16 protein-coding genes are annotated in these 15,240 nt (G+C 52.2%); 8 read left to right on the top strand and 8 right to left on the bottom strand.

What is annotated here, in order from left to right; all coding sequences use genetic code 11:
• The first annotated feature begins 26 nt into the window (after positions 1-26).
• Genes HG1285_RS10380 through mrdA form a run of 4 tightly spaced genes read left to right on the top strand, consistent with a single transcriptional unit; the run spans position 27 to position 4,064 of the window.
• Positions 27-1,052, top strand: coding sequence for a rod shape-determining protein (locus HG1285_RS10380; protein ID WP_008287244.1), 1,026 nt, complete (start codon positions 27-29; stop codon positions 1,050-1,052).
• Positions 1,049-1,852 (top strand): rod shape-determining protein MreC, encoded by an 804-nt coding sequence (gene mreC / locus HG1285_RS10385; protein WP_008287243.1) that lies wholly within the window; start codon positions 1,049-1,051, stop codon positions 1,850-1,852. Before HG1285_RS10380 ends, mreC begins: the two co-directional genes overlap by 4 nt.
• Positions 1,849-2,298, top strand: a complete 450-nt coding sequence (locus HG1285_RS10390; RefSeq protein ID WP_008287242.1) for a hypothetical protein — start codon at positions 1,849-1,851, stop codon at positions 2,296-2,298. Before mreC ends, HG1285_RS10390 begins: the two co-directional genes overlap by 4 nt.
• Positions 2,295-4,064, top strand: coding sequence for a penicillin-binding protein 2 (gene mrdA / locus HG1285_RS10395; RefSeq protein WP_008287241.1), 1,770 nt, complete (start codon positions 2,295-2,297; stop codon positions 4,062-4,064). Before HG1285_RS10390 ends, mrdA begins: the two co-directional genes overlap by 4 nt.
• Here the strand turns inward: mrdA and HG1285_RS10400 are convergent.
• Both HG1285_RS10400 and HG1285_RS10405 read right to left on the bottom strand, forming a co-directional pair.
• Entirely contained in the window at positions 4,061-4,897 is an 837-nt protein-coding gene (locus HG1285_RS10400; RefSeq protein ID WP_008287240.1) for an MqnA/MqnD/SBP family protein, read from the bottom strand. The genes mrdA and HG1285_RS10400 overlap by 4 nt on opposite strands.
• Before the next feature lie 7 nt (positions 4,898-4,904).
• Positions 4,905-5,333: a phosphatidylglycerophosphatase A gene (locus HG1285_RS10405; protein WP_008287239.1), complete on the bottom strand. Its 429-nt coding sequence runs from the start codon at positions 5,331-5,333 to the stop codon at positions 4,905-4,907.
• 23 nt (positions 5,334-5,356) lie between these two features.
• Between HG1285_RS10405 and HG1285_RS10410 the strand changes: the two genes are divergently transcribed.
• Positions 5,357-5,848 (top strand): DUF2391 family protein, encoded by a 492-nt coding sequence (locus HG1285_RS10410; RefSeq protein WP_008287238.1) that lies wholly within the window; start codon positions 5,357-5,359, stop codon positions 5,846-5,848.
• Here the strand turns inward: HG1285_RS10410 and HG1285_RS10415 are convergent.
• From HG1285_RS10415 to HG1285_RS10425, 3 genes are read right to left on the bottom strand one after another with little or no spacing between them, the layout of a single operon-like run.
• The gene (locus HG1285_RS10415; protein WP_008287237.1) at positions 5,841-7,118 is read right to left on the bottom strand and encodes an NADH-quinone oxidoreductase subunit F; all 1,278 of its coding nucleotides are present in this window, start codon (positions 7,116-7,118) and stop codon (positions 5,841-5,843) included. The genes HG1285_RS10410 and HG1285_RS10415 overlap by 8 nt on opposite strands.
• Positions 7,093-7,557 carry an NADH-quinone oxidoreductase subunit NuoE gene (nuoE, locus tag HG1285_RS10420; protein WP_008287236.1) on the bottom strand — a complete coding sequence of 155 codons (465 nt, stop codon included), beginning with the start codon at positions 7,555-7,557 and terminating at the stop codon, positions 7,093-7,095. Before nuoE ends, HG1285_RS10415 begins: the two co-directional genes overlap by 26 nt.
• A gap of 20 nt (positions 7,558-7,577) precedes the next feature.
• Positions 7,578-9,074 carry a glycosyltransferase family 39 protein gene (locus HG1285_RS10425; RefSeq protein WP_008287235.1) on the bottom strand — a complete coding sequence of 499 codons (1,497 nt, stop codon included), beginning with the start codon at positions 9,072-9,074 and terminating at the stop codon, positions 7,578-7,580.
• A gap of 52 nt (positions 9,075-9,126) precedes the next feature.
• Between HG1285_RS10425 and HG1285_RS10430 the strand changes: the two genes are divergently transcribed.
• A complete protein-coding gene (locus HG1285_RS10430; protein WP_157560551.1) occupies positions 9,127-9,750 on the top strand; it encodes a hypothetical protein in 624 nt (207 codons plus the stop codon).
• On the opposite strand, the gene bioA is transcribed toward HG1285_RS10430, so the two are convergent.
• A complete protein-coding gene (bioA, locus tag HG1285_RS10435) occupies positions 9,731-11,077 on the bottom strand; it encodes an adenosylmethionine--8-amino-7-oxononanoate transaminase (protein WP_008287233.1) in 1,347 nt (448 codons plus the stop codon). The two genes, HG1285_RS10430 and bioA, sit on opposite strands and share 20 nt — an antisense overlap.
• Before the next feature lie 53 nt (positions 11,078-11,130).
• On the opposite strand from bioA, the gene guaA reads away from it, so the two are divergent.
• Positions 11,131-12,663, top strand: coding sequence for a glutamine-hydrolyzing GMP synthase (gene guaA / locus HG1285_RS10440; RefSeq protein ID WP_008287232.1), 1,533 nt, complete (start codon positions 11,131-11,133; stop codon positions 12,661-12,663).
• Here the strand turns inward: guaA and HG1285_RS18735 are convergent, their stop codons facing one another.
• Positions 12,664-13,224 carry a hypothetical protein gene (locus HG1285_RS18735; RefSeq protein ID WP_008287231.1) on the bottom strand — a complete coding sequence of 187 codons (561 nt, stop codon included), beginning with the start codon at positions 13,222-13,224 and terminating at the stop codon, positions 12,664-12,666.
• 15 nt (positions 13,225-13,239) lie between these two features.
• On the bottom strand, positions 13,240-13,467 hold the full coding sequence (locus tag HG1285_RS10445; protein WP_008287230.1) for a hypothetical protein: 228 nt from the start codon (positions 13,465-13,467) through the stop codon (positions 13,240-13,242).
• A 50-nt stretch (positions 13,468-13,517) separates the two neighbouring features.
• Between HG1285_RS10445 and carB the strand changes: the two genes are divergently transcribed.
• Positions 13,518-15,188 (top strand): carbamoyl-phosphate synthase large subunit, encoded by a 1,671-nt coding sequence (gene carB / locus HG1285_RS10450; RefSeq protein WP_008287229.1) that lies wholly within the window; start codon positions 13,518-13,520, stop codon positions 15,186-15,188.
• Positions 15,189-15,240 lie beyond the last annotated feature (52 nt).

Below are 15,240 nucleotides of genomic sequence, written 5' to 3'. Positions count from 1 at the left end.
TATAAGCGTTTTTTAGGGGAGGAAAGATGCTGTTAGACAAGTTTTTCGGATTTCTTTCCAACAACATCGGAATTGACCTGGGAACGGCTAACACGGCGGTTTACATGCAGGGCAAGGGAATAGTCATGTACGAGCCTTCCATAGTCGCCATAGACGTGAAGACGAGGAAGGTGCTCGCCGTTGGCAAAGAGGCCAAAGAGATGGTGGGCAAGACGCCCGAAAACATACAGGCTATACGTCCCCTGAGAGACGGCGTTATAACGGACTTTGAGGTAACGCAGGTTATGCTCTCTTACTTCATAAAGAGGGCACTCGGAAGCACGCTGTTCAAGCCCAAACCGAGGGTCGTAATAGGCGTACCGACCGGCATAACGCCGGTTGAGAAGAGGGCTGTTATAGATGCCGCCAAGAGTGCGGGAGCGAGGGAGGTCTTTCTTATAGCGGAGCCCATGGCTGCCGCCATAGGTGCTGACCTTCCCGTTGATGAACCCCTCGGTAATATGGTGGTGGACATAGGTGGTGGCACGACGGAGATAGCCGTCATATCCCTCGCTGGTATAGTCGTGTCCAACTCCCTCAGGATAGCCGGAGACGAGATGAACGAGGCTATAATCCAGTACATAAAGAGGCAGTTTCACATACTCATCGGTGAGCAGACGGCAGAGAAGATAAAGATAGAGCTGGGAAGTGCCGTTATGGAGGACGAGGAGAAGAGCATGGACATAAGGGGCAGGGACATGACCGGTCTCCCGAGGACTATAAAGATAACCAACCATCACATAACGGAAGCTCTGGAGGATACCATAAACTCAATAATAAACGCCATAAGGGTTACCCTTGAGAGGACTCCTCCAGAACTCGCAGCGGACATAGCGGACAGAGGTATAGTCCTCGCAGGGGGAGGTTCGCTTCTGAACAACATGGACAGGAGGATACAGCTTGAAACGGGGATAAAGGCATTTTATTGTGATGAACCGCTGATAGCGGTTGCGAGGGGAGTGGGAAAGATACTGGATAACCTGGAGCTTATAAGCAGAATATCTATGGAATGACGGGGAGAAGATTTCACCTGCTTTCTGTTCTTGTGGTAGTTTTTGGACTCGTTTTATTCTTTTCCGAGTTCTCCCGTTTCTCCTACGTTAGGGCTGTAGTCAGCATGGTGAACACCCTTGTATCACCTATCATGGAGTTCAAGGAGCACACCATAACCGAGCTCAGGGAGGAGCTGAGGGCTTACCTCTACTTCGTTGATACGGAGAAGGAGAACATAAGGCTGAAGAGGCGACTGAATTCCCTGCTGCTGACCGAGAAGGAACTGATGGCCTGCATGAGCGAGCTGGAGAGCCTGAGCAAGAAGGTGGGAATCTCTTCACACTTCAAAAAGCTCAGGTACAAGGTCTCCAGGGTTATATACTACGACCCCTCGGGCTTTGACCTGTTCATAGTCATAGAGGGGGGAGAGGACAAAGGCTACAGGGAGGGAGATCTTGTGGTTACGGAGAACTACGTGGTCGGTGTGGTTGAGACGGTCTTCGGCTCAACGAGCAGGGTTATAACCCCTTTCAACGAGAAGTTCTCTACCTCGGCCGTAGTCGGTACCTCCCCAAAGAAGTACATCTACAGGGGAGGCTTTCCTGAGGGGAACCTGCTCCACGTGAGCGTTGAGGACGAGGTCTCCAAAAAGGACGATGTCTACATGGTGGACATAAAGGGGAGGCTCCCCCCTTTCCTTATAGGGCGCATAAGCGACGTAAGGAGAGGGAAAGACCCCTTCTTCAAGGAGGTCAGGGTCAAACCGGAGGTTGATCCCAGAGAGGAGGAGTTCGTGTTCGTGATAAGGAGGAGGCGTTGAGATACACCGTTCTCTTCGTAGTTCTGTTGTTCTTTGAAGCGGCAGTCCTCCAGACGCTGTTCAGACCCGGTTTTATAGCTCCGGACGTCCTTCTCATAGCCCTGCTGTCAAGGGCTTACCTCCTTGGGCGTTCAACCGTTCTGTGGGCTATATTCGGGGGAGCCCTCTTAGACCTCATGACGGACACGATAGGCTTGAACCTCGCCCTTGAGACCCTCTCTGTCTACTTGTTCCTACTCATATACGAACGCCTTCTCTTCAGGACTGTGCTCACCTACACCGTGCCTGCGGCTCTCGTTCTCCTCCTGAAGAAGTCCCTCGCCCTCGCCATGATGAGGAGCAAGTTCTCCTTTGAGCTCTCCTTTACCGTGTTTGTGTTCTCCTGGCTCGTTGAGATAGCCCTGCTCATTGCAATATACTTTCTCTACCTGAGAAGGAAAGAATGAGCAGGCGTAAGTTACTTGTTCTGTTCGGTTTCTTTGTGGGAGTTTTCCTTCTCATACTGGGCAGGCTCTTCCAGGTTCAGGTTATAAGGGGCGAGAGGTACAGGAGGCTTTCCGAAAGAAACTACCTGCGTGTAAGAAATTTGTACCCACCAAGGGGTGACATATACGACAGGAACGGTGAGAAGCTCGCCTACGACGAGCCGAGGTACGTCCTGAGCCTTGACTACAACCGTTTGAGCAACGAGGAACTGAAGAAGCTGGAGGTGTCCCTCAGGGAGGTCTTCGGAGTTGAGCTTGGAGAGCTGATTGAGGAGCAAAAGGGGGGTATTGAACCTCTCAGGATAAAGGACAACCTTACTCAGGAGGAACTGGACAGGTTTTACTCCAACTCTTACAGGCTACCCGGGGTGTTCGTTGAGGTCGTGCCCCAGAGGGTTTATCCCCACGGAAAACGGCTGTGTCACGTAATAGGCTACGTCGGGTATCCATCAAAGTCTGAGCTGAAGAAGTACGGCAGCAGGATAGCTCCCAAGAGCTTCGTGGGCAAGCTCGGTCTGGAAAGGAGCATGGACGAGGTTCTTCTGGGGAAGCTCGGCAGAGAGGAGGTGATGATAAACGCCCTCGGGAAGGTGTTGAAGACCCTTAGCAAGAAAGAACCCGTCAAGGGAAAGAGCCTCGTGCTCACCGTTGACCTCCGTATGCAGAGGATAGTTGAGGACGTGTTCTACGAGTCCGGGCAGCCAGCGGGAGCTGTGATACTCATGAACGCGAAGACGGGTGAGGTGCTCGCCTTAGCCAGCTTTCCGGGATACGACCCTAACCGGGTTTACAAGGAGTGGAAGAAGGTGAGCAAGAATAAACTCAAGCCTATGTTCAACAGGGCTACGACGGGAAGGTATCCACCCGCTTCGGTTCTGAAGGTTCCCGTCTCCTACGCTATCCTTGAGACGAAGACCGCCTCACCCTGGGAGAAAGTCCTCTGCACCGGAGGTTTCTACCTTGGGAACCGTAGGTTTTACTGCTGGAACATCTATGGTCATGGTCCCGTGAACATGGTTAAAGCCCTTCAGGACTCCTGCGACGTTTACTACTACACCTTCGGGTACGACCTCGGACCCTCCCTGATAATCAGGTACGCGAGGGAGTTCGGCTACGGGGATAACATACCCCTTGAGATACCCGTCAAGAGAGGTTTCCTGCCCACACCCGAGTGGAAGAGAAGGCGCTTTGGAGAGCCCTGGTACGACGGGGATACGGTAAACCTCAGCATAGGACAGGGTTTCATGCTCTCAACCCTCATGGAGCAGACCCTGATGATGATGGGCGTTGTGAACAACGGCGTAATATACAGACCCACCTTACTGAGGGAGATAAAAGACCCTTCGGGTAAGACAGTTTGGAAGAACAGGAGGAAGGTCTGGAAGGTGGTCAAGGGCAGGCAGGAGTACTTCGCCATAATCAGGAGAGGTCTGAGGGAAGCGGTCAAGAGAGGTACGGGGGCGAGAGCCTTTTCAACGATAGTGGACATAGCAGGAAAGACCGGAACTGCTCAGGTGGCTTATATAAAGAGGGGCAAGAAGAAGAAGAGGCTCCCCTGGAGGTTGAGAGACCACGCCTGGTTCGTAGGGTTCGCCCCTTACAGAGACCCCCTCTTCGTCATAGGTGTCCTCGTGGAGCACGGAGAGTCGGGAGGAAAGGTCGCAGCGCCCATAGCGAGGAAGATAATGGAGAGGATATACATAGAGAGGTTGAACAGGGAGCTCTAAAGCTCGTCGGAGAATATGACCTCCGGTATTTCAGCGGTGATTATGCCTCTTTCCCTGCCGAGCCTGAGGAGGAGTCTCACCGCCTCCCTGCCGTCCTCTCCGTAATCAACGGTGCGGTGGTTCACGTACATTCCCACGAACTTGTCGGTTCTCTCCCTGTCCTCTTGAAGGTCTCTGGCGTAGTCTATGGCGTAGGCGAGGGCTCTGTCCCTCTCTTTGAGGGAGTGCTCTATGCTCTTTCTCATGAGCCGTTCTAACTTCCTTATGACCTCCTCTCCGAGGTCTCTCCTCACTATGTTGCAACCCAGAGGCAGGGGCAGGTCGTACTTATCCTTCCACCACTCTCCCAGATCAACCACCTTCACAAGCCCGTGATCAGAGTAGGTTAGCTGTCCCTCGTGAATTACAAGACCGGCGTCAACGTTGCCCTTGAGTACTTCATCTATTATCCGGTCAAAGGGAACTACCACGGGTTCAAAGTCCGGTTCGTAGAGCTTCAGGGTCAAAAAGGCGGTGGTTAGGGTGCCGGGAACGGCTATCTTCTTACCCTTCAGGTTGTCCGGTCTTTCCTTAGCGACCACCACGGGTCCGTAACCCTCTCCCACACTACCACCGCTGGGCAGGACGAGGTACTTGTCCGCCACGTAAGGGTAGGCGTGGAAGGATATGGCTGAGACCTCGTAGGTGCCCTTTAGAGCCTCTCTGTTTAGGGTCTCTATGTCCGCAAGGACGTGTTCAATCTCAAGACCTTCGGTGTCTATGGTTCCTCTCACGAGGGGATAGAACATGAAGGCGTCGTCCGAGTCCGGGCTGTGAGCTATACGTATCTTCATGGCTGAACTATTTTAACAGCAGGAAGAGGATAAAGGAAGTCATCACGCCAGCCACAAGGTCGTCAAGCATAACTCCGTAGGCTCCGTGGAACCTCTCAAAGAGGTTTATGGGGAAGGGCTTGAATATGTCAAGGACTCTGAAGAGCAGGAAGGCGAGTATGTAGGTCTTCAGGGTAGGCTCTATGAACAGAAAGCAGGCGACGTAGCCCACTATCTCGTCTATCACCACCTCTTCCGGATCCTGTTCTCCCGTGAGACTTATCACCTCGTTGGAGCTTATTAAACCCAGGACAAAGAGCACCGCAACCGCAACGAGGATAGTCCAAGAGTTGAAGGAGACCAGATACACTATGGGTATCCCCCAGAGCGTTCCGATAGTCCCCGGAGCGGGCAGCCTGCCCACGAACGCTCCCGTCGCTATAAACTCGTGAAGCATGAACCTTATAATAACCCAAGGGAATGAAGGATAGCGAGAGATTGAAAAAGGTGGAAGAAGACCTAAAAACCCTGCGGGACGATGTCAAGAGTATAAGGAGTGAGATAGAGAGTTCCCACAAGCCCGACAGGTTCGGCTTTGATGACTTCGTTCAGGAGTGCATAGGTGCCCTCATAATCGCCTTTCCCATATCCATGACCGAGGAGATATGGGAGGTGTCCAGCAAGCTATCTCTGGTAAGGGTTGCACTCATAATGCTCTTCACCCTCGGCATGGTTTACTTCTTTATAAAACACTCCAAGCTCCAGAGGTGGGAAACTCAGGATGTAGCCGGTTTTCTGCCGCTCAGATTAATAACGAGCTTCGTAATAGCCTTAGTCGTTTCCTCTCTCACACTGTTTGCGCTCGGTGTTTACCCAAACTTCCTTGACAACTGGGAGTGGTTCCTCAAGACTTCCGTGCTCGTGACCGTGTTCTCAATAGTGGGTAGTCTCGGAGTGGATATGATCAGATAGCTCCCGCAAGCTTCTTCCTGTATGCCTCAAACTCTTCAGGGAACTTCTCCATAGCCTGCTTTATGAGCCTTCCCGCAACCGCACCCAGACCACAGATGGAGGTGGGTTGTATGTACCTGTTGATGAAGACGAAGCCTTCCCAGTCTTTCTCACTTGCCTCTCCCCTGTATATCCTGTCCAGAAGAACAGCCTGCTCGTGACAACCTACCCTACAGGGAGTACACTGACCGCAGGTCTCGTGCTCGTAGAACTTAGCCACCTGAAGGCACGCCTCAACTATGTCGTCGTCCTCGGTTAGCACCATGACCGTTCCAGTTCCTCCAAAACCGAAGGGCGAGTAGTCCATGGGCATGTCAAGTTCTTCTCCCGCAAAGCAGTCAAGGGCGCCGGAGAAGACAGCCTTCACCTTCTTGTTGCCTACGGTTCCGCCTGCATACTTGTATATAACCTCCCGTAGGGTGGTGTTCATGGGGAGCTCATAGACTCCCGGCTTCTTGACCTTACCGCTCACAGGGAAGAGCTTGGGTCCCGCGTAGTCGCTGGGTCCTATGTATCTGTACTCCTCCCAACCCATGGATATGATGAAGGGTACGTTACATATAGTCTCCACGTTGTTCACGACCGTAGGTCTGCCAAACAATCCTACCTGAACGGGGTACGGGGGCTTGAGCCTCGGGTGACCTCTCTTGCCCTCAAGGGACTCTATGAGTGCGGTCTCCTCACCGCAGATGTAGGCACCGCCTCCACGGGCGACGTATATCTCAAGGTCAAAACCCGATCCGAGTATGTCCTTGCCGAGGAAACCCTTCTCCTTAGCCTCCTCTATGGCGTCAAGGAGAATGTAGTAACCCGCAGGGTACTCACCTCTGATGTATATGAAGGCTTCGTTGGCACCCACCGCATAGGAGGATATGATCATTCCCTCAAGGAGTAGGTGGGGGTCTCTCTCTATGAGTATCCTGTCCTTGAAGGTTCCGGGTTCGGACTCGTCAGCGTTGCAGATGAAGTATCTGGGAGCTGGGTTCTGGACTGCGAACTTCCACTTGGTTCCCGTGGGGAATCCCGCTCCTCCTCTTCCTCTCAGTGTGCTCTTCTCAACCCAGTCAATTATCTCCTCGGGAGACATGTTCAGTGCTTTCTCAAGAGCCTGGTATCCACCCTCCTTAAGGTACTCCTCTATGGAATGCACACGGGGCTTCTTAGCCCTCTTTAGGAGCATGTTGAGGGTAGTCTCCGCATATATCTCAGGTATATTTGGATAGGACTTCATTTAACTTCTCCTCTCCTTCAAATTTGTAGGTGTCCTCGTTCACCATGAAGACGGGAGCCTCCGAACAGGCACCCAAGCATTGAACGGGCACTATCTTAAACTTTCCGTCGGGTGTGACCTCTCCGGGCTTTATCTTGAGAGCCTTCTCAAGGGCTTTTAGAAGTTCCTGCTTGCCGAGGAAGTGACACACTACGCTTACGCATACCCTTATGCGGTACTTGGCGGGTGTCTGTCTGTCAAACATATCGTAGAAGGCGACCACCTGCTCCACGTGGTTCAGGGGTAGGTCAAGCATGTCCGCAAGGGGTCTTAAACTCTCTGGAGGCACGTAGCCGTAGTGATCCTGTATCTCGTGGAGGCAGACGAGTATCGCCTGTTCCTTGCGGGGGAAGTAGTTTATGTGCTGATTAAGTTTCTCAAGGAGTTCCTGCTCAAACATGGTTATAAATTTTACATACCCTAAGGGAAAATGCAAAGCTTAAAATCGTGAAAGTTTCTGTTCTTCTTTATATCTCTCAGAAACTTAAAGAAGCGGGACTCCGAACCCCTGTAGAGCTTCCACTTTCCGAGGGCTTCACACTCCAAGAGATCCTCTTTGACTATGGCCAAGGCGGGCGGACTCACATCCTCAGGCTTTGCGTTTCTGACTACGGGTCTGTCCGCGTAGAAGGGGAGGCTGTAATGGAAGGCTCCCACCTCGTAAGTCCTGAATTCACCCGAAGGGTCTATCTCGCGAACTTTCTCACCTATCTGTCTGTAAGGTCTATGCTTTTCTATTTCCGGCAGCAGGACTCCCGCCAGATACAGAAGTAGTCCAAAACCGGCTACGGCTGGGGCGAGGTTAAAGCGTCTCGCAAGGACGAAGCCCAGGCTTAACGCTGTTATAAGAACCAGAAGGGGAAGGTTAAACTTGAAGAGAAAAGCGCCTACCCACACGGCTGTGGTTATCAAAAACGTTAGGAACAGGGACGATGGAACGAAGAACTTCCTGTAGCCGCCCTCTGAGAGGAAGGTGCCCACTATAACTGCCATGGCAGGGAAGGCTGGCATTATGTAAACGGGTATCTTCATCTTGACCAGTGAGAAGACCAGAAATACGGTGGAAAACCAGACGATAGGAAACAGGAGCTCCCTCCTCCTGTTTTTGAGAGCCCAGAGGAGAGCCATATAAAACACGAAGGAGTAAGGCAGGAAGGAGACGTTTATATCAAGGGCGTAGAAGTAGAAGGGGTCTTCCTGCAGGGCATAAACCCTCTTTATATTTTCCTTAACGAAAACCTCCAGGAAGGCTTCCCTGTTTACGAGGTACTGGTATAAAAACCACCAACCGCTCGTCAGGAAAACGAAGAAGGTTCCCAAGTAGTATTTGAGTTTAAGGACCTCCCTGCGGTCGGTGAGCAGGAGGTAAACAAATATTATGCCGGCGGGTATAGCAAAGCCCGCAGGACCTTTCGTCAGGACTGCCAAGCTTGAGGAGAGTAAGGCGAGGACAAACAGAAGCAGCCTCTTCCTCTCGTAGCTTATAAACCACAGGTACAGGCTGAGGGTTATGAAGAAGCTCAGGAGCACCTCGGGGGAGGTGTATCTGGCATTGGCTATGAACTGGAAGGATAAAGTCAGGGCGAGGAAGGCGTAAAGGGCAGATTCCCTTCCTGAGAGCTTTTTTGCAAACAGGTAGGTTATGAGACCAGTCCCGAGCCCGGCGAGAACCTGAAAGAATCTCAGGGCAAACTCGTTCACACCGAAGATGAAAAAGCTGAGGGCTGTAAGCCAGTAGGTCATGGGAGGCTTGTTTAACCTAAGCTCCCCGTTGAATACAGGGGTGAGGAAGTTGCCCGTTTTCAGCATGTTCTTGCTCGCGTCGGCGTAGAAGGCTTCGTTGGGCTGCCAGACCTGGTTAAGCCCGAGGTTGTAGAAGTAAAGGAACAGGACAGCGAGGAAGAAAAGCCTGAACATATAAGAATTTTACCTATATTGAGACTTAACTCCGTGTTGTGGGAGTGGGAGGATGGGTATCAGGTTAATGGGCGTTTACAGGGGCGATAAACGGGTGGGTTACGAGATATTCTTTGGCATGGAGGCACGTAACTTCCCGCCGAGGGAAGACCTCGTAAACCTGCACAGGAACATACTCTTCGTGAAGGACAGGAAGGACGGCTTCCTCCTCTTCCTGAACGTTAACCTGCCCACCCTGATAGAGGAGGAAGACAGGCTCAGGGAGCTCTTCCGCGAATCTGAAGACATACCCTTCATAGCTGTTCTTGAGCTGACCCTTGAAGAGATAAAAGAAGCCTTCAGCAAAGATGCTGGGGAACTTGAAAGGGTGCTGAACACGGCGAGGTACGAATTTCCTGCACCTATCAGTTTCTCCGGTGTGAGCCTGACTTTTGAGGACTATGATCTCGTGAGGAGGTTCTCCCCTGATTACGTGAAGGTGTCCATAAAGGAGCTGAGCTGTCTCTCACCTGAGGCGATAGAGACCTTCGTTGTGATGTTTGAGGAGAACACCAAATCAGCTGTGGTGTTCACCCACGTTGAGAGTGAGGAGGAGTTTAAAAAGGTGCCCGAGGAGGCACTCTGGCTGGGCTATTACGAGGAGAAGTTGCTCAAGCTCAACCGATCTCGGCTATAGCGCCTTTCAGAGTGTCCAGAACGTAGTTCATATCCTCCTCTCCTATCACGAGAGGCATCATGAGAACCATCACGTCCCCGAGGGGTCTCAGGAACACACCCTTCTCCCAGCACTTACGGGCGACCTTAAAGCCTGTCCTCTCACCGTAGGGAAAGGGTTCTCCCTTCTCCCTGTCCTTGACCAGCTCTATTCCAGCCATAAAGCCCAGCTGTCTAACGTCTCCCACGTGTTCAAGCTCCCAGAACTCTTTAAGCCTTTCGGTGAGAAGGTCTATCTTGGGTTTCAGGTTCTCAAGGGTGTTCTCCTCCTCAAAGACCTGCAGGTTCGCTAAGGCGACCGCCGAGGCGAGGTTGTTCCCCGTGTAGGTGTGACCGTGATAGAAGTGCTTTGCCTCCCCGAACTCTCCCAAGAAAGCCTCGTAAACCTCGTCGGTCGTGAGGGTTGCCGCGAGGGGCAGGTACCCACCCGTAATTCCCTTCCCGAGGCACATGAAGTCCGGGGTGACCCCCTCCTGTTCGCAGTAGAACATGCTCCCCGTCCTGCCGAACCCGGTCGCAACCTCGTCCAGTATGAGGAGGACACCCTCCTTCTTTGTAAGCTCTCTGACCTCTTTCAGAAAACCCTTCGGGTAGGGGAGCATACCCGCCGCCGCCTGAATACCGCTTTCCAGAACCAACGCAACCACGTCCCTGCGTGCCCTCAGGAGTTCCTGGAGCTTCATAACAAGGTCTGCAAGGCACGTCTGAGACAGCTCTCCAAACTCCTTCTTGCAGTATAGGTAGGGGGAAGGCAGCCTTATGGTCTCAAAGAGAAGGTCTCTGTATGTCCCGTGGAAGAGGTCTATCCCACCCACGCTCACAGCCCCTATGGTGTCCCCGTGGTAGGCTTCGGAGAGGGTTATAAATACCTTCCTCTCCTCCCCTCTGTTTCTCCAGTAGTGGTATGCCATCTTGAGGGCTATCTCCACAGCCTCCGCTCCGTCCTCCGAGTAGAAGACCTTTGTAAGACCTTCGGGTGCGATCTCGGTCAGCTTCTTTGCCAGGAGTACGGCGGGAACGTTGGAGCTTCCCAGCGTGGTGGTGTGGGCTACCCTGCAGAGCTGTCTCATTATGGCGTTGTTGAGTTTTGGATGGTTGTGCCCGTGGACGTTGCACCACAGAGAGGATATGGCGTCTATGTACCTCTTCCCGTGTATATCCCAGAGGTAAACGCCCTCTCCTCTCTCAAAGATTATGTTCTCCTCTTCCCTGTAAACCTTCATCTGGGTGAAGGGATGCCAGAAGTGTTCTTTATCCCACCTTTCCAGAAGTTCCGGACCTATCTCCATGGTGCTTAATTTTAACCAAGAGAGCGTGAGGGTGAGTTAATTAAAATATTTCCATGAAGAGAAGACCAGTTCTCGTAGTTAACTTTGGCTCCCAGTACGTCCAGCTTATAGCAAGGAGGATAAGGGAGCTTGGCGTTTACAGCGAGATAGTCCACTGGGACACCCTCCTTGAGGAGATCAGGGGAAAGGAACCCTACGGGTTGATATTCTCGGGAGGTCCCGCATCGGTCTATTCCGAGGACGCTCCCCTCCCCGACCCGAACATATACGACCTCGGGGTTCCTATACTCGGTATATGTTACGGACTTCAGGTAATAGCCTATCAGCTCGGTGGTAAGGTTGAGAAGTCAGACCATCAGGAGTACGGGAGAGCCCGTCTGAGGGTGATCAAGAGGGACACGATATTTGAGGGTATCCCCGACGAGTTTGATGTGTGGATGAGCCATGCGGACAAGGTCTCCGACCTGCCTGAGGGTTTTGAGACCCTTGCAATTTCTGACAACTCTCCCCATGCGGTTATAGCCTCCTCCGACAGGAGGTTCTACGGCTTCCAGTTTCACCCCGAGGTGGTGCATACAGCTTACGGAAAGGAACTCCTTGCGAACTTCGTTTATGGAGTGTGCGGAGCCCACAGGAACTGGGAGATGGGGGACTTCATAGAGGAGAAGGTGAAGGAGATAAGGGAGACCGTGGGAGATGCCCACGTCATAGCAGCCCTCTCTGGGGGTGTGGACTCAACGGTGGCGAGTGTGCTCGTTCACAGAGCTATAGGGGACAGACTCCACTGCTTCTTCATAGACCATGGACTTCTGAGACTCGGTGAGAGGGAGGAGGTTGAGAAGAACCTAAGGGCGCTCGGATTACCTCTGAAGGTCGTTGATGCGAGCGATCTCTTCCTTGAAAGACTGAAGGGAGTTGAAGACCCTGAGGAGAAGAGGAAGATAATAGGAAACACCTTCATAAAGGTCTTTGAGAGGGAGGCGAGGAATGTGGAAGGTGCGGAATTTCTCCTTCAGGGAACGCTGTACCCGGACGTGGTTGAGAGCGCGGGAATAAAGGGCTCTGCAAAGATAAAGACCCACCACAACGTGGGTGGACTGCCCGAGAAGATGCACCTTAAACTCCTTGAACCCTTCAGGGAGCTTTTCAAGGACGAGGTCAGAGAGATAGGTAAACTGCTCGGTATCCCTACGGATATCCTGGGAAGGCACCCCTTCCCTGGACCCGGTCTCGCGATAAGGATACTGGGTGAGGTTAACAGGGAAGACCTTGAGGTTCTCAGGAAGGCTGACAGTATATTTATAGAGGAGCTCAAGAGGAACGGCTTTTACGACAGGATATGGCAGGCTTTCGCAGTTCTGCTTCCCATACGCTCCGTCGGAGTTATGGGCGATGTTAGAACCTACGAAAAGGTGATAGCCCTAAGGGCTGTAGAGAGCACAGACGGGATGACCGCAGACTGGTACAGGTTTCCCTACGACTTCTTAGACCACGTCATGCGGAGGATAATAAACGAGGTCAGAGGGGTAGGAAGGGTCGTTTACGACGTCTCCTCCAAACCCCCTTCCACTATAGAGTGGGAGTGATCACTTGGGTGGGCACTTGGGTGACCTCGGTCTGTCCTTGTACTTGAGGTCCCACTCTATAGCTTCCTTGACAGCCTCTCTCTTCTCCTCCTCCGTTAGTTCAGCTTTATACTTGAGGACGGTTCCCTGAGCGAGTATCCAGGGGTCTGAGCCTATCTTTCCCCTGTTCAGGTTGTATATAGCGGGCCAGTAAAGGGAGTTGTCGTAAACCTTGGAGGATATGTCCCAGAGGGTATCGCACCAGCCCACCTTCCAGGTCTTGTACTCTTCAGCCACCGCAGGTGCCTCTTCGGTTTGCTGCTGTGTAACTTCGGGAACCTCCTCCTCAGTTTTTTCTCTCTGAGCCAGCCTCTCCTTGGCTCTCTCAAGGAGGCTTCTCGCATCGTTTATGTTTGCTCTCGCACTCTTGAGGTTTTCCTTAGCCTGGGCTATGTTCTCCTTAGGTTGATCAAGCTCCTTTTCCGTCTCTTCCAGGGCAGATTTCGTGGCGCAGGACTGGTTCACGACGAACACCGCCGAAAGCCCAACGAGGGGAAGAAGTGCTACCAGTTCTCTTCTCATTCTCTCTCCTCCTGATTACTGTCCCTCTTCCAGTTTCCTGTTTATCTCCTCAGCCATAGCCTTGACCTCTTCCGTTTCCTTCTTCAGCTCCTCGGTTTCCTTCCTTACCTCTTCCGTTTCCTTCTTCAGGGTTTCAATCTCCTGTCTGAGGGCATCAACGTCCGACTTGCTCGCACAGGACGAACCCAGCAGAGCCAGAGCGGTTATTCCGAGAACCGGGAGTATGGTTTTGATATTTTTCATATCCGTTCCCTCCTATCTGCATTCTATCGTTTACTATAATATCATTTTTAATGCCCAAGAGAGAAGACATAAAGAAGATACTCATCATAGGCTCCGGTCCCATAGTTATAGGTCAGGCTGCAGAGTTTGACTACTCCGGGACTCAGGCGTGCAAAGCTCTGAGACAGGAAGGCTACGAGGTAGTCCTCGTGAATTCCAACCCGGCAACGATAATGACAGACCCGGAGGTCGCAGACAGAACCTACATAGAGCCTCTAACCGAGGAGATCCTTGAGGAGGTTATAAGGAGGGAGAGACCCGACGCCCTGCTCCCCACCCTCGGCGGACAGACAGCCCTTAACCTATCGGTCAAGCTTTACGAGGAGAAGATACTGGACGCCTACGGCGTGGAGATGATAGGGGCGAACTACGAAGCCATAAAGAGGGGGGAGGACAGGGAGCTCTTCAGGGAAGCCATGAACAACATCGGACTCAAGGTGCCTGAGAGCGCGGTCGTATCCTCCGAAGAGGAGGGTTTAAGGGCTGTTGAGGAGATAGGCTTCCCCGTCATACTCAGACCAGCCTTCACCCTTGGGGGGACTGGAGGTTCTATCGCCTACAACGTGGAGGAGTTCAAACACAAGCTTGAGGTGGCTCTAAAGACCTCACCCATACATCAGGTTCTCCTGGATAAGTCCCTGATAGGCTGGAAGGAGTTTGAGTTTGAGGTCATAAGGGATAAAGCCGACAACGTGATAATAGTGTGTTCAATAGAGAACTTTGACCCCATGGGCGTCCACACGGGAGACTCCATAACCGTTGCACCCGCCCAGACCCTTACCGACAAGGAGTACCAGATACTCAGGGACGCCTCCATAGCGGTCATAAGGGAGATAGGGGTTGATACGGGGGGCTCAAACATACAGTTTGCGGTCAGCCCTGAAAACGGAGACTTCTACGTAATAGAGATGAACCCAAGGGTTTCAAGGTCTTCAGCCCTCGCTTCCAAGGCAACGGGCTTTCCCATAGCCAAGGTGGCAGCAAAGCTGGCGGTGGGTTACACCCTTGACGAGCTCAAGAACGACATAACGAGGTTCACACCCGCATCCTTTGAGCCTTCCATAGACTACGTGGTCGTTAAGATCCCCCGCTTTGACTTCAAGAAGTTTCCCGAGGTTGATACGACCCTGACCACCATGATGAAGTCGGTGGGAGAGGTCATGGCGATAGGCAGAACCTTCAAGGAATCTTTACTCAAGGCGATCAGAAGTCTTGAGCTGGACAGGTACGGACTCGCCTTTCCCAGGATAGAGGTGGCGGAACACGAGCTCGTAAAGAACCTGAGGACACCCAACGAGGAACGACTCTGGTATATAGCGGAAGCTTTCAGGAGAGGTTACTCCATTGAGGAGATACACGAATACACTAGGATAGACCCATGGTTTCTCTTCAACCTTGAGGAGATAGTCTTCTTTGAAACTAATCTCGGAAAAGGAGAGCTCAACGAGGAGCTTCTCAGAGAGGCTAAGGAGCTGGGATACTCGGATAGAGAGATAGCCATGATAAAGGGCGTTGAAGAGAGCGTCGTAAGGGAGCTAAGGGAGAGGTACTCCATAAGACCAGCTTTCAAGGGTGTGGACACCTGCGCGGGTGAGTTCGTAGCCTACACCCCTTACTATTACTCTTCCTACGAAGTTCCATACTACTCTTTGGATGGGGAAGCTATCCTGGACGAAGATTAGATTATTAGCATATTTTTAAACCTTTTTAAACCATTAAAAACTCTTATCTACG

Source organism: Hydrogenivirga sp. 128-5-R1-1 (assembly GCF_000171895.1).
Note: the sequence above shows the minus strand (reverse complement) of the source record. Positions and strands in the feature narration are given on the sequence as shown.